Origin of the sequence: Sphaerisporangium melleum, from assembly GCF_014646695.1 — a bacterium.
Taxonomy (GTDB): domain Bacteria; phylum Actinomycetota; class Actinomycetes; order Streptosporangiales; family Streptosporangiaceae; genus Sphaerisporangium; species Sphaerisporangium melleum.
In genome coordinates this window covers 1-21,238 of the sequence record NZ_BMNT01000011.1, presented here as the reverse complement: position 1 = coordinate 21,238, position 21,238 = coordinate 1, and the positions used below count along the sequence as shown (strand labels likewise).

General features: G+C 71.3%; 18 protein-coding genes. 9 read left to right on the top strand and 9 right to left on the bottom strand.

Annotated features, from left to right (window positions below):
• Positions 1-327 precede the first annotated feature (327 nt).
• The 4 genes from IEY93_RS11410 to IEY93_RS11395 all read right to left on the bottom strand — a co-directional run bounded on the left by IEY93_RS11410 (position 328) and on the right by IEY93_RS11395 (position 5,678).
• Positions 328-1,509, bottom strand: a complete 1,182-nt coding sequence (locus IEY93_RS11410) for a saccharopine dehydrogenase family protein (protein ID WP_189162984.1) — start codon at positions 1,507-1,509, stop codon at positions 328-330.
• Between the two features lie 86 nt (positions 1,510-1,595).
• On the bottom strand, positions 1,596-2,420 hold the full coding sequence (locus tag IEY93_RS11405) for an FxLYD domain-containing protein (RefSeq protein ID WP_229691052.1): 825 nt from the start codon (positions 2,418-2,420) through the stop codon (positions 1,596-1,598).
• A gap of 90 nt (positions 2,421-2,510) precedes the next feature.
• Positions 2,511-4,121: an ABC-F family ATP-binding cassette domain-containing protein gene (locus tag IEY93_RS11400; RefSeq protein ID WP_189162983.1), complete on the bottom strand. Its 1,611-nt coding sequence runs from the start codon at positions 4,119-4,121 to the stop codon at positions 2,511-2,513.
• 150 nt (positions 4,122-4,271) lie between these two features.
• Entirely contained in the window at positions 4,272-5,678 is a 1,407-nt protein-coding gene (locus IEY93_RS11395) for a multicopper oxidase family protein (RefSeq protein ID WP_229691051.1), read from the bottom strand.
• A 504-nt stretch (positions 5,679-6,182) separates the two neighbouring features.
• Here IEY93_RS11395 and IEY93_RS11390 point away from each other — a divergent pair.
• The gene (locus tag IEY93_RS11390; protein WP_189162981.1) at positions 6,183-6,668 is read left to right on the top strand and encodes an MSMEG_6728 family protein; all 486 of its coding nucleotides are present in this window, start codon (positions 6,183-6,185) and stop codon (positions 6,666-6,668) included.
• Positions 6,669-7,113: 445 nt separating this feature from the next.
• Complete coding sequence (locus tag IEY93_RS11385) at positions 7,114-8,451, top strand: glycoside hydrolase family 6 protein (RefSeq protein ID WP_189162980.1); 1,338 nt, start codon at positions 7,114-7,116, stop codon at positions 8,449-8,451.
• Between the two features lie 219 nt (positions 8,452-8,670).
• Here the strand turns inward: IEY93_RS11385 and IEY93_RS11380 are convergent, their stop codons facing one another.
• The 4 genes from IEY93_RS11380 to IEY93_RS11365 form a co-directional block, all read right to left on the bottom strand.
• A complete protein-coding gene (locus IEY93_RS11380; protein ID WP_189162979.1) occupies positions 8,671-9,645 on the bottom strand; it encodes a hypothetical protein in 975 nt (324 codons plus the stop codon).
• Positions 9,646-9,773: 128 nt separating this feature from the next.
• Entirely contained in the window at positions 9,774-10,934 is a 1,161-nt protein-coding gene (locus tag IEY93_RS11375; RefSeq protein ID WP_189162978.1) for a CU044_5270 family protein, read from the bottom strand.
• Positions 10,931-11,458, bottom strand: coding sequence for an RNA polymerase sigma factor (locus IEY93_RS11370; RefSeq protein WP_229691050.1), 528 nt, complete (start codon positions 11,456-11,458; stop codon positions 10,931-10,933). The genes IEY93_RS11375 and IEY93_RS11370 overlap by 4 nt, the downstream gene beginning before the upstream one ends.
• Positions 11,459-11,692: 234 nt before the next feature.
• On the bottom strand, positions 11,693-11,878 hold the full coding sequence (locus IEY93_RS11365) for a hypothetical protein (protein WP_189162977.1): 186 nt from the start codon (positions 11,876-11,878) through the stop codon (positions 11,693-11,695).
• Between the two features lie 348 nt (positions 11,879-12,226).
• On the opposite strand from IEY93_RS11365, the gene IEY93_RS11360 reads away from it, so the two are divergent.
• A complete protein-coding gene (locus IEY93_RS11360) occupies positions 12,227-13,102 on the top strand; it encodes a helix-turn-helix domain-containing protein (RefSeq protein ID WP_189162976.1) in 876 nt (291 codons plus the stop codon).
• Positions 13,103-13,157: 55 nt separating this feature from the next.
• On the opposite strand, the gene IEY93_RS11355 is transcribed toward IEY93_RS11360, so the two are convergent.
• Complete coding sequence (locus tag IEY93_RS11355; RefSeq protein ID WP_189162975.1) at positions 13,158-13,355, bottom strand: DUF397 domain-containing protein; 198 nt, start codon at positions 13,353-13,355, stop codon at positions 13,158-13,160.
• Between the two features lie 44 nt (positions 13,356-13,399).
• Between IEY93_RS11355 and IEY93_RS11350 the strand changes: the two genes are divergently transcribed.
• The 6 genes from IEY93_RS11350 (at position 13,400) to IEY93_RS11325 (ending at position 21,091) form a co-directional block, all read left to right on the top strand.
• A complete protein-coding gene (locus IEY93_RS11350; protein WP_189162974.1) occupies positions 13,400-14,497 on the top strand; it encodes an AfsR/SARP family transcriptional regulator in 1,098 nt (365 codons plus the stop codon).
• Positions 14,494-16,731, top strand: coding sequence for a hypothetical protein (locus tag IEY93_RS11345; RefSeq protein WP_189162973.1), 2,238 nt, complete (start codon positions 14,494-14,496; stop codon positions 16,729-16,731). The genes IEY93_RS11350 and IEY93_RS11345 overlap by 4 nt, the downstream gene beginning before the upstream one ends.
• Positions 16,732-16,768: 37 nt before the next feature.
• Positions 16,769-17,653, top strand: coding sequence for a hypothetical protein (locus IEY93_RS11340; RefSeq protein ID WP_189162972.1), 885 nt, complete (start codon positions 16,769-16,771; stop codon positions 17,651-17,653).
• Entirely contained in the window at positions 17,650-18,912 is a 1,263-nt protein-coding gene (locus tag IEY93_RS11335) for an OmpA family protein (protein ID WP_189162971.1), read from the top strand. Before IEY93_RS11340 ends, IEY93_RS11335 begins: the two co-directional genes overlap by 4 nt.
• A 10-nt stretch (positions 18,913-18,922) precedes the next feature.
• Positions 18,923-20,305 (top strand): hypothetical protein, encoded by a 1,383-nt coding sequence (locus IEY93_RS11330; protein ID WP_189162970.1) that lies wholly within the window; start codon positions 18,923-18,925, stop codon positions 20,303-20,305.
• A 150-nt stretch (positions 20,306-20,455) separates the two neighbouring features.
• Positions 20,456-21,091 carry a DinB family protein gene (locus tag IEY93_RS11325; RefSeq protein ID WP_229691049.1) on the top strand — a complete coding sequence of 212 codons (636 nt, stop codon included), beginning with the start codon at positions 20,456-20,458 and terminating at the stop codon, positions 21,089-21,091.
• The last annotated feature ends 147 nt before the right edge of the window (positions 21,092-21,238 follow it).

The window sequence follows — 21,238 nt, the reverse complement described above, 5'->3', positions numbered from 1 at the left end:
GCAGCTCCACCGTTTCCCGGGTAATGACCGGGCTTGTAGTGATTCCGTGATGGAATCAGCGGCGATTCTCCGCCCGATTCACGCTCGATATGCCGCCATATTCGACAAGTCCCGGCAGCGGCCCAGATCGCGGGCAAGTCCTAGCATGTGCCGACAAATAGCCAGGTCACCGGCATCACATCTCGATGCCGGACGTTACGATATAGCGGCATTCATCATCGTGAATGACGACCGATGATGAGAAGCCGGGCGGAACACCAGAAGGACCGGAAAGGTGATTTCTAGCGACCGTAACGACTTTCTCCGAGCCACGTGCCCTCGTCGTGGTCAGGCGGCGAGCAGGCCCGCGTTCGCGCAGCCGCGAGCCAGGACGTCCAGCCCGAACGCCTCGACCGGGCCCACCGCTCCGCACGCGTGCACGCCGCCGGTGGCGGCGGTGGTGGCCGCCCACGCCAGCACGCGCGCGGTGAAGTCGTACGGATCACCGCCGTGCAGCTCCACCGAGGCGATCTTCCTGCCGCGGTCGTCGTACGCCTCGGCGACCACCTGCGAGGTGAGCCCCGCCCCGTCCGGCGCCGTCCCGGCAGGTCCCGAGGCCGCGTCACCGCGTCCCGGAGCGCCGTCGCCCGCCGTGGTCGCGGTACCGGGTTCCGGTGCCGCGGTGGCCGGTCGCGGTGAGCGGAGCATGCGGTCGGCCACCGCCTCGGTCAGCCGCTTGGCCCCGGGGATCGCCGCAACGAACGGCGTCGCCTTGGCCAGCACTCCGGCGGCCCGGGTCAGACCGCCGAGCCAGCCCAGGTAGACGTTGACCTCCCGCAGCCCCGTATGGGTGCGCGGCAGGGCGAAGTGCTCCGACGCTCCCACCGACAGGGCGTGCCTGGCCCGCCCGTCCACCTGGAAGACGCGGGTGCGGCCGTGCTCGCGCAGGATGCGGCCGTCACGGAAGCCGTACATCGGCGCCAGGAGCATGCCGAGCGCCGACGCCCGCGTCCCCGCGCTCGCCCGGCGGGCGAGATTGCCCCGGAGGAAGTATCCGACGTCCACCCGGACGGCGTCGGGCCCCGCCTTGCGCAGCGCCAGCGACGCCGCGAGGTTGCCCGGCACGTAGTCGTAGCCGAACGCGGTGAGCAGGGTGGCGCCGGCCGCGGCCGCCGCGGGCCCGTACCGCTGGAAGATCCGCCTGATGAACGCCGGCTCGCCCGTGGAGTCCAGGTAGACGCCTCCGGCCTCGATCGCGGCCTCGACGGCGGGCTCGCCCCAGCGGGCGAACGGCCCCACCGTGGAGATCAGCACGGTGCCCGGTTCGATGATCCGCCGCAGCGTCGCCGGCCGGTGCACGTCGGCGACGGCCGTCGGCAGCTCCACCGGCAACGACGAGGCCAGCGCCGAGAGCCGCTGCTGGCTGCGGCCGGCCAGCACCGGACGGGCGCCGCAGGCCAGGAGCGCGTCGACGGTCAGCCTGCCGGTGAACCCGGTGGCACCGAACAGGACGATCCGGGGGGAAGTCATGTAAGTACCGTAACCCGCGGGTGATTTCAAGATCCATAGTGCGGCCGGCTCGCGGTCGCCGGTGACGGGAATCGTCAACCCCACGCTCACGGCCGTCGGTCGAGCGGCATCGCCTGGTACCCGCGGTCCCGGGCGAACGGCGGGGTCCGCGGCTTGGCGGTGCTCGCCGGCAGCGCGCCGCTCATGGCCAGCTCCTCGTACGGCCGGCCGCTCGACCCCCACGTGCGAGCGGTGATGTCCGTGCGCGCCACCGGTCCGGCGCCGCTCAGGCCGTCCACGGTGAGGACGAACCGGCGAGGAGCCCCCGCGTGCACGTCGTCCACGTACGTGCTCGCGCCGCCGATGAGTTTGCCCGCCTTGTCGCGCAGCAGGGCGGTCACCACCAGGCTGGTCGCCGCCCGCTGGAACGGGTTGGCGACCGCGCCGGTCACCAGGTAGGAACCGTTGCCGAGCTTCTCGGTGCCGGCCGAGGAGATCGGGAACGGCACGTACGCGGACGGGATGCGCGACGCCTTGCGCCACACCGCGGGCCGGTAGGTGAGCCGGACGTCGACCGGGCGTGCCGAGGCCGTCGCCTGGCCGGTGAACTTCAGCGCGCCCGACGGCGGGACGGCGTCCAGCGGCTGCTCCATGCGGACGACCTCCTTGCCGGAGGCGTCCCGCCCGACCACGGTGGCCGCGACGTTCTCCCCGAAAAGCCAGCGGTTGGGATTGACGAGGACTCCGGCCCACGTCACCACGTACCCCCCGGTCCCCTGGCTGACCGACGAGGTCTGCTCTTTGACCACGAGCGGCTTGGGCTCCGCCCGCTTCTGCTCGGACTCGTCGCCGCCGCACCCGGCGAGCAGCGCCGACGCCGCCAGTCCGAGTGCCAGTGCGAGCGCTGTAGTGTATCGACTACGGTGGGTCACAAGGCCGTCATAGCCCGGCCGGTAGCACGCGACTCCTCCGACACGCGCGCCCCGCACCGAATCTTTACGGCCGAGCCCCCCGGCGCGGGGTCAGCGTTCCCGCGCCACCCGGCCCTCGTCCCAGACCGGCTCGGGCGCCTCGTACACCCGCCCGTCGGCGCCGAAGACCAGGTAGCGGTCGAAGTCGGCCGCGAACCACCGGTCGTGCGTGACCGCGAGCACCGTCCCGTCGAACTGCCCGAGCCCGTCCTGCAACGCCTCGGCACTGGCCAGGTCGAGGTTGTCGGTGGGCTCGTCCAGCAGCAGGAGCGTCGCGCCCGACAGCTCCAGCAGCAGGATCTGCAACCGGGCCTGCTGACCGCCCGACAGCGTCTCGAAGCGCCGCTCGGCGACCGGCCCCGCCAGCTCGTAACGGGCCAGGGCCTTCATCGCCTCGTTCTTCAGCTTGGCGTGCTCGGCCATCACGATCTCGCACGGCGTGCGCCCCCGCAGCTCGGGACGGGCGTGCGTCTGGGCGAAGTGCCCGGGGACGACCCGCGCGCCGAGCCGGGCGACGCCCTCGTGCCCGATGCCCTCACCGGCCAGCAGGCGCAGGAAGTGTGACTTGCCCGACCCGTTGGAGCCGAGCACCGCCACCCGCTCGCCGTACCAGATCTCCAGGTCGAACGGCCGCATCAGCCCGGTGAGCTCGAGGCCCTCGCAGATCACGGCCCGCTTGCCGGTGCGCCCGCCGCGCAGGCGCATGCTGATGAGCTGGTCCTTGGGCGCCTCCTCGGGCGGCCCGGCCTCCTCGAACCGCCGCAGCCGCGTCTGGGCGGCGTGGTAGGCCGAGGACATGCCATCGTTGTAGGTGGCCTTCTGCTTCAGCATGGAGACCAGGCGTTTGAGCTTGGCGTGCTCCTCGTCCCAGCGGCGGCGCAGCTCGTCCAGCCGCTCGTTGCGCTCTCTGCGGGCGGCGGCGTAGGTCGCGAAGCCGCCGCCGTGGATCCACACGCCGCCGGACTCGACGGTGACGATGCGCTCGGCGGCGTTGGCCAGCAACTGGCGGTCGTGCGAGACGAGCAAAACGGTCTTGGGCGTCTCTCTGAGCGCCTGCTCCAGCCACAGCTTGCCGGGCACGTCGAGATAGTTGTCCGGCTCGTCCAGCAGCAGCACCTGGTCGGGGCCGCGCAGCAGGGCCTCCAGCACCAGGCGTTTCTGCTCGCCGCCGGACAGCGTGCCGACCTCGCGGTACTTGACGTTGTCGTACGGGGCGCCGAGCGCCGCCATGGTGCAGGTGTCCCAGAGGATCTCGATGTCGTACCCGCCGGCGTCGGTGAAGTCGGTGATCGCCTGCGCGTAGCGCATCTGCGTCTTCTCGTCGTCGCGCTCCATCATGGCCAGCTCGGCCTCGTTGAGCCGCTCGGCCACCTCGCGCACCCGCTCGGGGGCCACCGACAGCAGCAGATCCTGGACGGTGCGGCCGTCGCGGATGCCGCCGATGAACTGCCGCATGACGCCGAGGCCGCCGGAGGAGGCCACGCTGCCCTCGACGGGTCGCAGATCGCCCGCGATGAGCCGCATCAGCGTGGTCTTGCCCGCGCCGTTCGGCCCGACCAGGGCCGCCTTGACCCCCTCGCCGACCCGGAAGGACACCTCGTTCAGCAACGGCCGCCCGTCCGGAAGGACGTAGGTCAGCCGGCCGACTTCCACATGCGCCACGACGATCCTCTCCGAGCCTTTCCCCGCGGAGGGTATCCAGCCCGGCGGCCTGCGCGCACCTCGTTATAGCGCCGTCCGCCCGTGGACGACAGGGCGGACGGCGCTACGCGCCCGGACGGGACGCGGAGGCGGAGGCGGCGGGGAGACGCGTCAGGGGACGATCTCGACCTGGGCCATCATGCCGATCGAGGAGTGCTCCAGGTAGTGGCAGTGGTACACGTACTTGCCGAGATAGTCGCCGAAGGTGACCTGGATCTGCACCGACTCGTGCGGCGGGAGGTGGACGGTGTCCTTGCGCCCCTGGTCCTGCGGTAGCGGCGGCCCGCCGTTGCGGCCGATCACCCGGAACTGCTCCAGGTGCAGGTGGAAGGTGTGGTCGATGTCGAAGGTGTCGGTGTTGATGACGTTCCAGATCTCGGTGGTCCCCCTCTTGACCTGGAAGTCCACCCGGCTCGGGTCGTAGGGCAGCCCGTTGACCAGGCCGACCGGCGCCTCCCCGCTCAGGTCGAAGTTCATCCGCACCTCGCGGTTGACCGTCGCCGCGGGCATCGCGGGCAGCGGGCGCAGCGTGGCGGGCAGCAGGCTGTCGTCGTAGGCGTTCTTGGTGACGTCGAAGCGCAGCACCGGGTCGCTTCCGTTGGACAGCTCGAGCCGGGTGCCGATCGGGTAGCGGGCGAAGTCCACGACGATCTCGACACGCTCGGCGGAGGCCAGCACCATCTCGGTGACCGGCACCGGCGCGGGCAGCAGACCACCGTCGGAGGCGATCTTCATCATCGTCTCGCCACCCAGGTTGAGCTTGAACACATGCTCGTTGGAGGCGTTGAGCAGCCGGAAGCGGTACTTGCGGCGGGCGACCTGGAAGTAGGGCTTGATCTTGCCGTTGGCCAGGATCGTCGTGCGCTCGGCCGGGTCGCCGAAGAAGAGCAGCTCGTTGTTCTCGTCGAACGCGGAGTCGCGCAGCATGATCGGCACGTCGTAGGCGCCGGACGGCAGGCGCAGGGCCTTCTCCGCCGCGTCGTCGATCAGGTAGAACCCGTGCAGGCCGCGGAAGACGTGCTCGGCCTCCATGTGGTGGCTGTGGTCGTGGTACCACAGCGTCGCACCCTGCTGCTTGTTCGGGTAGTCGTACAGCCGCACCTGACCGGGCTGGATGAGGTCCATCGGGTGGCCGTCGCTGGTGGCCGGCGTGTGCCCGCCGTGCAGGTGGACGTTCGCCGGCATGTCCAGGGAGTTGCCGTACACGATCTTCACGGCGCGGCCCGTCTTGGCGCGGATCGTCGGCCCGACGAACTGACCGCCGTAGGTCAGCACCTGGGTCGCCACACCGGGGATGATCTCGGTCGCGGCGGGCTTGATGACCATCTTGTAGATGTCGGCGGTGGCGGTGGTCTGCGCCGGCTGCAGCACCTGCGGGACGGGCATCTTCACGGTGAACGGCGTGACGACCGGAGCCACCGCGGGCACCGCGCCCTTCCGCGCGAGCCCGGGCGCCCTGCTCGGAGCCGCCGCTCCGGTGGCCTTGGGCAGGCCCAGCCCGGTGAACGGGAGCACCATCGCACCACCCACGGTGGCGCCCGCAGCCAGTAATCGTCGTCGGTTCAGCATCTGCTCCCCAATCAATCCGCGTCTACGCGACCGGGCGCGGCGCCCATGCGAACCCCGCGTCACTCCCCCGGCACGCCATTCGCCCACGAAGAACGTCCCATCGACGGGGATCGCGGTGCTTCCTTCAAATTGCTCGGCAAACCTGACTGACATTTGGTCAAGACGACCATCAGAAATCGTCACCACGCGCCGGCACCCGCCCGACCTCCGCCTTCGTCGCGCGGAGAGCGGGATTTCACCGGCGAATGCCGCACAACGGGTCCTGACATCCGGCCCCCTGGCCCGTCAAGCCGGTCTGCGGCTAGGGGAGGCCCGGATCCGCATCCGGGTAGGACACCGGGTACGGCCTGCGGTGTCCCGGCTACGACGAGGGCGGGTCAAGGCGTCCAGCGCAGGGACGGGAGACGACGGACGGCGAGCGGCGCCGGCCGCGTGCGGGGAGGGCGGCGATCGGTGCAGACCTTCCTTCCCTATCCGGACTTCGCCGCCACGGCGGGCGTACTGGACCCGCTCCGGCTCGGCAAGCAGCGGGTCGAGGCGCTCCAGGTGCTGCGCGCGCTCACCGTGCGCGGGTACGGCTGGCGCCACCATCCCGTCGTCGGCATGTGGGCCGGCTACGAGGAGGCCCTGGTCGCCTATGGCCTGGCGGTGTGCCACCACTGGTGCTCCCTTGGCCGGGCGGACACCTGCGCGGCGACCATGAGCAGGGAACTGGCGGAGCACTGCGATGTCGCGGCGCCACGCCCGCAGTCGCTGCTGCGCGGCGCCGGCGAGCTGCCGCCCTGGCTCGGCGACGAGGCCCTGCACCTCAGCCACCGGTCGGCCCTGCTCCGCAAGTACCCGGAGTTCTACCGGCCGATCTTCGGCGACGAGCCGGACGATCTGCCCTACGTCTGGCCCGTCTCCGACCGTCCGCCCCGTTGCCTACCGCCGGCCTGAGAGCGGGACCGCGCCGCCTTCTCCAGCCTGGCGGCACCAGCCACCGAATCCTGAAAAGCCCGCACATTTCGCCGGCCGGCGCAGGCCGCCCTGTACTAGGCGGGCTGAGGACGGCCCGAAGAGAGGCGTGCGGGCACAGACCCCGGGCCACCGGCGGACGGGGCCGGCGGACGTCCGCGTGGACCGCGGCTCGTCGGTGCGCGAGCCGAGCCCACTGTCCCGGACGAGAACCTGAACTCACCCGACCTGGACCGATCACAGCCGCCATCGGGCCGTTGTGCTGAAAGTTTCAGCTGATGAGATGGCCTTGGAGGCGCTCTTCCTGCGGGGATGAGGCCACGGATCTTCACCGGCCGCCCCGGCCCTTCTGGCAACGGCATAAGCCTACCTACCATCCGGTCAAAGCCGGTGGGAGCGCTCCCACCTAACGGACGGGAGTTATCGCATGGCTCGTACTAGGCCCCTGACGGCAGCGATCGCCGCCGCCGCGGCCATGGCCGCGGCCGGGGCGGTCGTCTTCGCCTCATCCCCCGCCCAGGCCGCCGACTCGGCGTTCTACGTCGACCCGAACACCAACGCCGCGAAATGGGTCGCCGCCAACCCGTACGACAGCAAGACGGCCGTCATCAGGGACCGGATCGCCGCCGTGCCGCAGGGCCGCTGGTTCGCCAGCTACAACCCCTCCGCCGTGCGCTCGCAGGTCGACGCCTACGTCGGCGGCGCCGCCGCGGCGGGCAAGATCCCGATCGTGGTGGTGTACGAGATGCCGAACCGCGACTGCGGCGGCCCGAGCGCGGGCGGCGCGCCCGACCACGCCTCGTACCGCTCCTGGATCGACCAGGTCGCGGCCGGCCTCGGCGGACGTCCCGCGACCATCATCCTGGAGCCCGACGCGCTGGCGATCATGCCGAACTGCATGAACTCCTCCCAGCAGGCCGAGGTGCAGGCCTCCATGGCCTACGCCGGCAAGAAGTTCAAGTCGACCTCCTCCCAGGTCAAGGTGTACTTCGACATCGGCCACGACGCCTGGGTCGGGGCCTCGGACGCCGCGAACCGCCTGCGGGGCGCCGACATCAACAACAGCGCCGACGGCATCTCGGTCAACGTCTCCAACTACCGGTCCACCTCCGGCCTGGTGTCCTACGCCAAGAGCGTCCTGTCCGCGCTCGGCAATGGGAACCTCAAGGCCGTCATCGACACCAGCCGCAACGGCAACGGCGCGGCGGGCAGCGAGTGGTGCGACCCGGGCGGACGTGCCACCGGCACCTGGAGCACGACCAACACCGGCGACTCCGCGATCGCCGCTTACCTGTGGGTGAAGCCCCCGGGCGAGTCCGACGGCTGCATCGCCCCGGCCGGCCAGTTCGTGCCGCAGCGGGCCTACGACCTGGCCATCGCCGCGCCGCCGCCCACCAACACCCCGACTCCGACGCCCACCCCGCAGAACCCGACGCCCACCCCGACTCCGACGCCCACCCCGCAGCCCGGCGGATGCTCGGGCACCTACCGGGTCACCAGCAGCTGGTCGGGCGGCTTCCAGGGTGAGGTCACCGTGCGGGCCGGCAACTCGGCGATCAACGGCTGGCGGATCCAGTGGACCTACGGCAACGGCCAGTCCATCAACCAGCTGTGGAACGGCACCCTGTCGGCCAGCGGCTCCAACGTCACGGTGACCAACCTGAGCTACAACGGCAATCTCGCGGCCAACGGGACCACGACCTTCGGCTTCCTCGCCAGCGGAAGCACCAACGTCCCCTCCAACGTGACCTGCATGGCCTCCTGACCCACGGCCGGATACCGAACCGGAGCCGCATGGCCCGTCCCGTTCACCCGCTGAAGGCCGTCTCCGCACCTCGGCCTTCAGCGGGCCCCGGACGGAACACCTGAACGGCTCCCCCCGGGACGAACGCGACGAACGACCGCCGCGTCCCGGGTCCCGCGCCGCCGAGCCTCTGCGCACCGCCCGCCGCGCAGAGGCTCGGTCACGCGCGAGCACAGCCCCTCAGGCCGGCGGCGGCGGGTCCGCCTCGCGGGCATCGAGCTCCTCCGGGCCGTCCAGATGGCGGAAGGCGTGCCGAGCCGAGCGCACGCTCTCCCGTAACGCCTCCTCCAGCCGTTCGGCGTCCTCCGCCAGCGCCCGCAGCTCCGGTACGGCCATGCGGTCGGAGCCGGCCTCCGCCAGCAGGTCCTCGTACCGGGGGAGCCGCGCGTGCAGTGCCTCGATCTGGTCGCGAGCCTGGTAGGCGCGCTCGGCCTCGGCGACGTGACGTGCGTAGCGTTCCACCGCCTTGACCCGCGCGACGACGGCGGCCTCGCCGGCGGCCAGCGCCCGCTCCAAGGGAGCCGTCACCGCCGACAGCTCGCGGGTGGTGGTCGCGCCGACGATCTCGTTGTGCTCGGTCCGCAGCGCGGACAGCTTGGCCAGCAGACGGGCGATGTCCCACTCCTGGGCCGGCAGGACGACCGCGTCGCGCACGTCGTCCAGCAGCCCTTCCCGGTGCACGCGGGACCGCAGCACGAACGAGACGGCGCTCCTGGTCCGCATGAGGAGCTCCCGGCTCGCGAGATCGAAGTCCTCGGGAAGCAGATAACGCCCCTGGTAGCGCCGGGCGTGCTCGTACACGCGCCGTTCCGCATCGTCGGGCCGCTCGTCTTCGTCCCCGACCTCGCCGCCACGCGTGAGCAGATAGGTCAGCAGGACGAGGGCGAACAGGAAGGTGAACACCACCCTGTCGATGAGGCCGGCGATCAGGAGCGCCACGAGCGCGAGCCACACCCCGCCCGCGATCAGGATCCGCAGGCGGCGCATCGGCGACTTCTCGAGCTCGGCCGGCGGCGGCGGGATCCAGCCGGCGCGCACCCGGGAGAGCATCCGGGCGTTGCCCCGCAGCAGGCCTGCGACGTCGTCCGGCAGTTCGGGATCCACGATCGCGCTCGTCCACCGTTCGCCCGAAGGGCCACCGACGGCTGCGACCATGCGCTCCCCCTCCCCGGCCCGCAGGCCTGACCCCCGATCCCGAGGGCCAACCTAACCGGGAGGAAGAACGCAAGGAACGCTTATCGCACATCGAGCGGGGCAGCGGCGACCCCTCATGCGGGCGCCCGTTACGGCTTGACGGGCTTGGTGTCGGTCCACTCCGCCTTGACGACGGACGACCACCAGGTGGCCGTGCCGGGCTTGGCCCAGGCGTACGAGCCGGTGGGGTGGACCGCGACGAGCTGGTCGGTGAGCAGGAGGCCGGTCTCGGGGTCGATGATGAGCTGCCGTTCGAAGCCGCCGCCCGACCATGCCTCGGCCCGTGCGATGCCCTGGCCCTCGCGGCCCAGCGCGTCGGTGACCGAGCCCAGTGAGCGGACGCCGTCCAGGCCGGCGAGCACCCGGTAGGCCGCGGCCCGCACGGCGGGTTTGACCGGCATGTCGCTCAGCAGCCCGGCGGTCACCTGGTAGAGCCAGGTGTCGGCGTCCATCTTGTCGCCGGTGGACTCGGTGCCGTGCCCGGCGTACCCGCGGAGCAGGTGCTCCTTGAGCGCGCCCGGCGTGCTGGGCAGTGCCTGCAGTTCCGCGACCGACACGTTGCGCCCGGCCAGGTCGAAGACCTTGTCCCCGATGTTGATCGGGTTGCCGAACGGCCTGCCGGCCTTCGTGTCCAGTTCCAGGAGCTTCCTGCCGTTGCCGCCGGCCGATGCCTGGATCGTCCACTTGGCGGGCGATCCGTCACGCCGCCAGGCGTCCTCCGCGCCGGGCGCGGGCTTGGCGCCGAGGTTCTGGCTGACCCACCAGCTCGTGCCGTGCGGCGAGCGGGCCACCCAGGTCCGGCTGCGACCGGTGCTGTGCACGATGTACCGCTCGCTCTCGCCCGTCTCGTACGCCGAGCCGCTCACGGTCTCGACGTACCAGTACGCGCCGGTGGCGGCCGGGGCCTTGAGGGACGACTCGGCCGCGGCGAGCAGGACCTGCCGCGCGGAGAGCCGGACTTCCGGCCGACCGGCCGAGGTCACGGGCAGGGCGGCGCTCGGCGGGGACGTGGGGACCACGCCTCCGGTGCCGGCCATGCCGATCGCCACGGCGGTGGCCGCCGCCGCCGTCGCAAGGCCGCCGAGGGCCCACAGCGGCCGGGCGCCCGCGGTCCGCCGGGCGCGGGTGTCGCGTCGCGGCGGCCTGGGCGCGGCCATGGCGGCCGTGAGCTCGGCGGCCCGGGTGCGCTCGTCCACCGGGGTGTCCAGGTGGGCGGGACGGGCGGCCCGCAGCTCGTCCATCGGGTTCATGACCACTCCTCACTGAGATCGGGCACCCGGGAAGGGCGGCGCGCGGCCGGCGCGGCCTTCATCGCCTGGGCCAGCCGTTTGCGGGCCCGGTGCAGCCGCACGCGGAAGGTCGCCTGCGAGCAGCCGACGACGCGCGCCGCCTCGCGCGGGCCCAGACCGTGCCAGGCCACGAGGAGCAGCAGTTCGCGGTCCTCCTCGCTCATCGCCGCCACGGCCTTCAGCACGGCCAGCCGCTCGGTCACGTGCTCGGCCGGGTCTCCCTCGGTCCAGCCCCGCAGCTCGGCGGCCAGTGACTCCCTCCTGGCCTCGGCGCGGATGGTGTCGCGCAGCACGTTGCGCGCGACGACCAGCAGCCATGGCAGGGCGGGGTCCGGCACGTCGTCGAATCGGCGCCAAGCGATGGCGAACGTCTCGCTCACCACCTCGTCGGCGACCTGCCGTCCCGCCTGGGCCACCACATAGGCCCACACACGCTGACGACATTGGTCGTACATGGTGGTGAACCGTTGAGCCTCGTCCGTCACCGCCCGCTCCCTCTGTCCCCGATGTTGGTATCGACACCAGGAAGTGGTCCGAGCACGACGAGTGTTACCCATGGATTCCTGAACGCCCCGGCACCGACCGTACCTGCCACCACGAACGGCGTTCCGGCAGCTCCCGCCGGCCTGCTCGCCGCGACCGGTTTCTCCCGGAGCCCGCTCCCGTCGCGAGCGGGCTCCATCCTCCGTCTGATCACCGCCTGCGGCGCGCCGCCCCGCCTAACCCTCAGCCCCTTCCTCCTCCGCGGGCCGCTCCCCTCTCCGGGTGATCCATGACCTGCGCACCAGATTCCAGGCGTCCAGCACCTCCACCACTTTCATCAGGACGTCGCGCACCTGGGTCAGGAGCAGGCCGGCGACACCCGCCGCGGCGATGATCGCGAGCGCGAACGCATCCCATGTCATCCGACATGCGCCTTGGCCGATCCGGACAGCGACCCGGCTGCCCGAATGGTGACATCACCGTCACCGGAACCTCCGGGGCCACCATCGTCCCGACCGGCCGAGGCGCGCCGCTGTGGACGCCGGTGATTCGGCGTCACCTCGGCGAACCATGCATCATTTCGCATCGATTCACCTCCTTGTCCCCCTCTCCTGACTCAGTGTCACCAGAACTCTCAGTTGTGGAACGGTGCATTCCGCTTGACAACCCCGAACCACGCTGGTCTAGTAAGCACCTCCGCGAATAGCGCAGAATCGTCCTGATGGGGAGATAGGGCGATTCATCCTGATATGTACGCGATTCGGAGTCACATGGTGCACGACCAGATGGACGGCCTCGACGACGGGCGGCGGAGGCTGGGGGCCGAACTGCGCCGCCTTCGCGACCTGGCGGGGCTTTCCGGCCGTGACCTGGCCCAGCGCGTACGGATCAGCCAGTCGAAGGTCTCACGCATCGAGTCGGGCGCGGTGGTGCCCAGCCTGCCCGAAGTGCACGACTGGGCGGAGGCCGTGCACGCGTCCTCGGAGGCCCGTGACCTGCTGGCCACGCTGACCGAGGCCGCGCACACCGACATCCGTTCCTGGAAGACCGAACTTCGGGACCGCCCTCACCTGCAACATGAGATCGGTGCGACCGAGAGCGCCGCGAGGTGCTCGTTCACCTTCCAGCCGACGATCGTGCCCGGCCTCCTGCAGACCGCCGAGTACGCCCGCCGGATCTTCTCGATGTTCCAGGTGCCCTACAGCAAGGAGGAGGCCGCCGCCGCGCTCGCCGCACGACTGGACCGCCAGTTGCTCCTCTACGACGAGAGCCGGTCGTTCCACTTCCTGATCACGGAGGCGGCTCTGCGCTGGCGGCCGGGCCCGCGGGCGATGCTGGCCGCGCAGCTCGACCGGATCAGCTCGGTGAGCACACTCGGCAACGTGTCGATCGGGGTGCTGCCGATCGACTGCGAGTCCCGCGCGCCCAACTCGCACGCGTTCACCATCTACGAACCCGCCGATGAGGAGTCGGACGATTTCGTGACCGTCGAGACCATCCATTCCCGGGTCAAGGCCTACCACCCCTCCGATGTCGAGCTCTATCGGAGCCGCTGGTCCATCTACGGCGAGTCGGCGCTGTCCGGGGACGACGCACGACGGTTCCTGGGCGAGCTGATCGCCGAGTTCCGGGGGGACGGCCGATGAGGCCGGCCGAGGGGGCCCTTCGGGGCCGGGTGGCTCCCGGCCCCGAGGGGGACCCCTACCGGACGTCGAACTCGCCGAGCTTCACGCCCCAGATGAACGCGGCCCATTCGGCGGTGGTGAACCGCAGCACCGGGCCCGTGGCGTCCTTGGAGTCGCGGACGCACCACACGCCGTCCTTCTCCGCCACCTCCACGCACTCGCCGCCCTCGCAGGCGGCCCTGAACACCAGTTCCTCGCGGTCGAACCCGTTCATTCGATGACCTCTTTCGTTTCGGTTCTCGTGACCCGCTCGGTCACGTGAACCAGTCCAGCAAGGCCGTCTGCAATTACTCTGGGCAGATCTGGAGTTCTCCGGAAATGAATCTGGAAATCAGAATTCTGGGCACCATGGAAGTGCTGGTCGAGGGACACAAGGTGTCCTTCGGTGACCGTAAGCAGCGCCTGGCCACAGCTCTTATGGCCGAGCGCGGGGGGAGGCTGGAAAGGGAGTCCTTCATCCGTTCACTGTGGCCGGAAAGCGATCCTGTGAAGGCGCAGGGCCTGCTGGACGGCTGCATCTCGGGCATCCGGAACTCACTGAGGGAAACAGCGCCGGAAGCCGCCGGCCTGGTGCGCACCCATCACGGTGTCGGCTACGAGTTGACGGCCGATCCGGCGCGCGTCGACTACCACCGGTTCACCCGGTCGCGCATCAGGTCCAAGTCCGCCACCTCGCCATCCGAGAGGCTCGATCTGACGCGGCGGGCCCTCGCGGAGTGGGGATCGCGCCGGCTGAGCCTGCCCGGCCCCATCCCGTTCGGCGGCGACGTCCCGGAGTCGATGCGCGGCATCGCCGACCGGATGCGCAGGGAGTACCGCGAGGTGCTCTTCCTCCACCTGCGAGCCCGGCTGGTGTGCGAACCGCCGCAGTTGCTCGCGCCGGAACTGGACCAGCTCGCCTGCGACGAGTTCGGTGTGGTGGAGCACCGCGACCAGTGCGAAGAGCTGACCCGGCTCCGCATGGAGGCCCACTACCGGTCGGGCGACACGGCAGCGGCGGACGCGGCGTTCGGGGAGCTGGCGAGTGCCCTGGCCAGGAAACGTAACAGCGCTTCCCGGCAGACCCTGGAACTGAGGAGAAAAATCATGAACAACGAGATCCCCCTCCGGCTCGTCACCGACTCCCCGGCGGCCGGCACGACCGGTCCGGAAGGTGACACGGCCGCCGGCCGCTCCAACGGGAACCCGCTGCCGGTCACCGGCAAAGAGGACGGCCCGTCCGAGGACGCCGCCGCGAGCGCGGCGAAGGAACCCGGCGGCAGCGTCTTCGGCCACACCATCGTGACGGGCACACAGGCACGGGTCTTCCATCTGGCACCGCACGCGAACTACCACGAAGGCGGCGAGAAGTTATGAACGACGACACCGCTCCGGCGTGGGACGAACCGCCGGACGCCCCGGACCCGGCCGGTACGCCACCGCCCGAGACCGCCGATCCCGTGGTCGACCTCGACGGGGACCGACCGGTCGGTGACACGCCGCAAGCGGAGCCGGGAACGGCGGAGAACGGCCCGCCGCGGGCGGACGGCGGCGAGGACACGGCCGACGCCACCGCGGAGCGGCTGGAGGGGGACGAGGCCGACGCCGACGACGAGGACGCCCACACCGCCCGGATGAACGGCCTGCGCGCGCGGGACGACGCGACGCACGTCTCCGGAGAGCACGCCCACGTCTTCCAGGCCGGCCACCTCAGCTATTTCGGGGGCGAGGTCCGCGCGCGGCCCCGGCACGGCCCGCTGCCGTCGGCGTTCATCACCCGGCTCAAGGAGACCTACGCAGAGACGCCCTCCGCGGAGCTCCTGCTCGAAGCGCTCGGCCACTCGCCCGTCCAGTGCTATGTCGGCGCGCCGAACCAGGGCCGTACCACCGCCGCCATCGCCACCGCCATCGTCCATCTGGAGAGCAGCGGCCGGTCCACGGCGGGCAACCTGCGCATCCTGGCGTCCGAACGGGGACTCTCGGCGATCGATGCGGGGACGGTGCCGAAGGGCTGCGCGCTGATCCTCTTCCTGGGCCCGGACGAGCCGGCCCCGGACCTGGCGTGGTTCGCCCCGATCGCCGCTGATCTGCGGACGCTGAAGAGCATCCTGATCATCGTCACCGCGAACGAGCCGGGCGGTTCGGGCAGCATGAAGGACGACTGGGTGGTGGCGCACCGGCCGCCCACGCCGAAGGCGGTGTTCGGCCGGCATCTGGCCGCCGGTCTGCGTCCTCACCGTGCCAGGGAGATCCTGTCGCTGCCCGCGGTCGAGCGGGAGGTCCTGCGGTGCGTGTCGCCCCGGCAGGCCGCGGCCCTCGCCGCGCAGGTGCTGACCGCCGTGCGCAACGACGTACCCGACGACGAGCTGGTCTCCCTGCTGGACCCGACCGAGCACCTGCGGCAGGCGGACGCCGAACTGAACGGCGGCGACCTGTGGCGCAAGAGCTTCCTCATCTGCGCGACCGTCCTGCACCGGCAGCCGGCCGGCACGGTGGCCCGGGAGGCCGCGCGGTTCGCCGCCTTGCACGTGACGGACGCGGGGGACGGTGACCTGCGCCAGAGCGAGTGGTTCACCGGGCCGATGAGCACGTGGTCGCGCTGCGTGGAGTTCGCCGATGACACCTCGGGCAACGGCGCGGGGCGGAGCGTCCGGCTCACCCACGAGTCCCTGGAGACCAGGATCCTGGAGATGGTCTGGCAGGACCATCTGGGCGAGCGGGACACGCTGATGAGGTGGCTCGGCGAGCTCGGCCACCACCCTCGTGCACCGGTGCGGGTGAAGGCCGCGCACGCCGCGGCCAAGCTCGCCTGCTACGACTTCGACGTCATCATCCGCGAGCTCATCCAGCCCTGGGCCGCGGACGGGGGCTACCGTCCCCGGCAGACCGCCGCCTGGGCGCTGGAGTGGCTCGGCGAGAGCGGAGTGGCGAAGAGGACCCGCGGCCTGGTCGGCAGGTGGGCCCGGGAGGGCCGCGTCCAGACCCGCGCCACCGCCATCGCCGCGTACGGCACCCTGCTGGGCGCGCAGGACCCCGACGAGGCGCTGCGCGCGATGCGTGAGGTGGCCGGCGGACGCTCCCGGCGCGGGGACGGCAGGCGGGACCCGGCGATCGACCGCGCCGAACGCGAGCTGTCCGGCATCGTGCAACAGGCACTGCTCAACGTCTTCCGCGACGGTGACGAGGAGAAGACCGTCCAGGAGCTGGCCGAGTGGACCCGGTTGCCGCACCGGCGCTGGCGGCAGGCGGCGGCACGGTGCCTGTTGCGTCTCGCCTCCTACAGAGGAAGAGACAGTGGCTGGCCCCGGCTGGCCGAGCTCGCCGCCGACCAGCCGCGCGTCCGCCACGACCTGACCCGGCTCTGGTGCAACGCGCTCAGCCCCGACCAGTCCAACGAGAAGGCCTGGGACGCGCTGCGTCAGTGGCTGCTCCTGGCCGGCTCCGGGAAGGCCGCGGCCCAGCCCACGGTCATCGCTCCCGGTCTCGACGTCGTGGTGAAGACACTGCTCGCCGGCATCGCGGCCGATCCGGCGATCCGCCGCAGTCTCGACTTCCATCTGCGCCTGTGGCGCTTCCGTGACGACCGCCGGCAGGCGGCCGACACCATCTGATCTCCCTGACCCACGAATACAGAGGTGGACCATGTCCATGCACGACCACGATGCCTCACGGCCCCGCGGCGGGCCGGTACGCCGGTGGCTGTCCCGCGTGACGCAGGCCGTGTTCGGCCGGGAACCGCTCGACACCCAGACCCCGGCGCCGATCCTTCCCGTCACCTCCACCACGCGAGTGACCAGGACTCTTTCGTTCCCGACGCCCGCGAAGAGCGACGCCTACGACTTCACCATCGAGGTGGACTTCTGTTTATGCGTGACGGGAACGCTCCAAGGTGAGCCACTCCGGGCCAAGATCGACCGCCGGCTGGCCGATCTGCTCACCGTGGCCCAGGCGGCCGCGCGCCCGGTGGCCCGGACATTCCCGCCCTTCCGCCCCGGCCCCGCCGAACCCGCGATCGCCGCGAGCGTGCGGCAGGCGGTCGGCCAGGCGCTGGTCAGCGCTCCCGACGAGGACGGCCTCGTGTTCGAGTGCACGACGGCCGTCCGCGTCCACATGGACCCCGCCATCCGTGACCTGCAGCGCCGCTCGGTGACCGAGCAGATCCAGTTCGAGTCCCGCTACGAGCTGAGTGAGCAGGCCGCCGACCGGCTCGGCGAGCTGCGCGGAGTGTGGTCGAAGTTCATCAAGGACGGCCTGCCCCACTGGGAGACCCCCTACGCCGTGGTCATGGCACAGAAGCCCGCGCAGGCCGCCGACACGCTGTTCCGGATGCGCAAGGACCGCCAGGCGGAGGCCCGCGACCTGGTGGGGACCGTCGCGAAGGTGGCGGAGGGGCACGAGCGCATGGACCTGCTGGAGTTCGTGCTCGCCACCGACAGCGCCCTCGGCAGGACCTACGACCTGCTGGGCATCGCCCATCCGGAGGCCGGCCCGCAGAGCCTGTTCGACGAGGCCGAAGAGGTGACCGGCCGATGAGCGGGCGAGTGAGACGCGGGGCCCGCCTGCTGCTGCTGGCCTGCCTGCTGCCCACCGCCACCGGCTGCGCCGGCCTTGGGGAGGCACTGCTCGGACCGGACTCCGCGACCGGCCCGCAGACGGCCACGGTGGACGAGCGCCGCTGCGCCGAACTGGTCAAGGCGCCCACCGGCGTCCCGGACGTCAACGGCGTGACGGTCCTGCTCGCCGACGGTTCGGCCACGAGCTACACGCGTAAGGAGCCGCGAAAGCAGCAGGACTGGGCGAAGCCGCTCCTCGAACGACTGCCTGATTCGCCAAGGATCGCCGTCGTCGCCGGGGTGTTCGGCGGGACCGTCGACTGGAAGCTGGAGAAGACGACTCCGGGCGACAGCAAGAACGCCGCCCGCACGCGCGAGGACCGGGAGGACACGCGTGCCTGCCTGTCACAGGAACTCGGCGAGAAACTGCACGCCGGCGCGCAGAGACCGCAGACCGACGTCCTGCGTGCGGTCAGTACGGCGGCCCAGCAGATCGGCAAGTACGGCAAGCTGCCGAAGACGATCGTCGTGGCGACCGACGGGCTGAGCAACACCGGCTGCGCCGACCTGCGGGCGGCCGACATCGGCGACCGCACGGTCATCCCCGCCATCGTCCGGGACTGTGCGGACGAGCTGCCCCGGCTGGACGAGAGCTACACGGTGCGGTTCATCGGGATCGGCAGCCCCGCGGACGGCTGGCCGGACGTGAAGACCCCGCACCGCGTGTGGCTGCTCGACCTGTGGAGCCGTATGTGCCGGGCGACCGGCGCGAACTGCCCCGAACCGACCGCGGAGACGCCACAGACGGCCGACGCGGCCACCGCGCCGCCGGCCAAGGACGCCGAGGTGAGCATGCCGGGGATCACCGTCAAACCCGGCAACCCCCTGGTCATCACCATGCCGGCGTCCATCCTCTTCGACCTGGACAGCGCGCGCCTGACGGCTCGCGCGCAGGAGGCGATGGGATCGGTGATCGAGCAGCTCGACCGGCTGAGGTACCGCAGGATCGCCGTCGCCGGCCACACCGACTCCACCGGCTCTCCCGCGTACAACCGCCGCCTCTCGGCTCAGCGGGCCGAGGCGGTCCGGCAGGCGCTGCGCGCCCGCGGGATCACCGAGGTGACCGCCACCGGATACGGCTCACGCAAGCCGGCCTGCTCGCCCGAGTACAAGGGCGGCATCCCCGACCGCGTCGCCATGGCGTGCAACCGGCGCGTAGAGATCATCGTCTACACCTGATCGAGGACTCATGAGCGAACCATCTCCGCCCGCGAGCTCGCCCGACCCCTTCGCCCAGTGCCCTTCGGGATGCGTCTGCGGGGTCCGCGAGCTGGTCGCCCGGGCCGCGGACACCGGGCGGCGTGAAGCCGAGGACGTCGACGCCACCGAGATGCGGGCCATGCTGTCCGCCGTGCGCAGCGGCTTCGAGACGATCTGCCGGGACCCGCGGCTTCCGGTACGCCGGCACGCCGCCTCCGGCGCCTACTCCCGCGCGGAACGGCAGCTCAACCGGCTGCATCTGATGCTGACCGCGAACCGGCTGGGGCAGGCCGCCGTGCGGCTGGCGGACGCGCAGCGGGCCGCCGACGCCTCTCCCCGGCGTTCCCGCTGGCTGCGCCGGGTGCGCTGGCCGGTGGTGATCGGCGTCGGCCTGTTCGACGTCTGGTACTTCAACCAGGTGTTCCGCTACCTGACATCGCAGACCGGGGACGCCGACCAGGTGAGGGTGGCCGCGCAGGCGTCGTTCGCCGAGCAGGCGGGGTCGGGGATTCTGGATGCCTGGGAGTCCCTGGCCTCCATCGTCCCCGGTGTCGCCCTGGCCGTGATCATCGCGGTCACCGGCGAGCTGATGCTGCGGCCCCTGGCCACCTGGCGGGCCGCCGCCTTCCGGCGGCCCGTGGCCCGCCCGCAGAGCCGGTCGGAACGGGTCGGCGCCCGTCTGGCCGCCTTCGGCCGCTGGGCATTGCGGCTCGCCTGGTGGCTGCTGCCCGTCTGCTTCCTGGTGATGCTGCTCTTCGTCATCGGCACCTGGGCCGGCATCCGCGCCGTGCACCCTTCGGGCGGGTATCAGCCCCTCCCGGTGATCATGCTGATCGTGATGCTGTCCCTCGGCGCCATGACGGTGAAGGTGGCCGCGGCCGACCGGGAGGCGGAGGACCTGGCCGCGGCACGGCGGCGACTGTGGTGGATGAACAGGGCCTACCTGCTGCAGTCCCGGAAGGCGGACCGGCTCATCGGTGCCTACGACTCGTCCTGGAGCGACCTGCGCACGCTGCGGGACGAGCTGATCGGCCTGCTCCGGCTGAAGATGATCTCGGCGTGGGAGGGGTTCATCCTGCGCATCCGCTCACTTCACCGGCAGACCGGCAACGTGACCGTCGCGGAGGCGGGGACGGTCGCGGACCGGGCGCTGACCGGTCCGGAGTTCGAGGGCGTCGTCCAGCCGCGGATGGAGGCGGGGCCGCTGCTCGAAGTGTGCCGGCTGGTCGAGGAGCGGCATCCCGACCAGCTTCGGGAACGCAAGCGGCTGCTGGACGAGGCCTATGGCAGGCAGCTCACCGCGACCCGCGCCCCGGTGGCCGTACTCCCGTCCCCCGTGCATCCGCCGCACGTCATCCTCCCGCCGTCGTGAACGGTCCGGGGCGCTCCCGCCCCGGACGCCCACCCCGCTGGTTCCGCACCGGTGGCGTCCGGGGGAATGGGTCCGCCGGGAAAGAAATCGCGCGGGCGGCGAGAGCGGACGATGATGACCGGTATGTCCACTACTTCTGGAGAAGAACCGTTGGCCGGCCACGCAGCCGAGGCCGGGGAGACGTCCGGCCGCCCCGGCGGCACAGCACCGGTCGCCGGGCCGGATCCCTCCGATCTCGTCCCGGTGTTCGGGTGGTCCAATGTGTTCGTCCACCCCGATGACGATCCGCGCTCCGACGGAGGCTTCCAGGACGAGCGCTCGATGCTCGTGGGATACCTGCGCGACCATCGCCTCACGCTGGAGATGAAGTGCTCAGGGCTCGACGCCGAAGCCCTGGCCCGCCGCACCGTACCGCCCTCGAAGATGTCGCTGCTCGGCCTGGTGCGCCACATGGCCGACGTGGAGCGCAACTGGTTCCGGAACCACATGGACGGGCAGGACGCGCCGTCGCACTTCTCCGCCGACGAGCGGGACGGCGACTTCGACGGCGCTGTGGCCGACCCCGAGGTGGTCGCGCAGGCCTGGGACACCTGGCGGGCCGAGGTGGCCTTCGCGGAGCGGTTCGTCGACCAGGCGCCCGACCTCGGTATCGTCGGGAAGGGCAACCGCAAGCACGGGCAGCTCGCGCTGCGCGAGGTGCTGCTCCACATGATCGAGGAGTACGCCCGGCACAACGGCCACGCCGACCTGCTGCGAGAGCGGATCGACGGGCGAGTGGGCGCTTGACACGCTCCCCGGCCTGAAGGCCGGGGGTTCAGCCTGTGCCGTGTCATGCGGCACCTCTGTGGCTTCCTGTTTCGTCGACCTGTGCCACCGCGAGCGGTGGTCTTACCTGGTCTCCACAGGCGTTCAGCCTGTCCGCCCGCCCGGCGG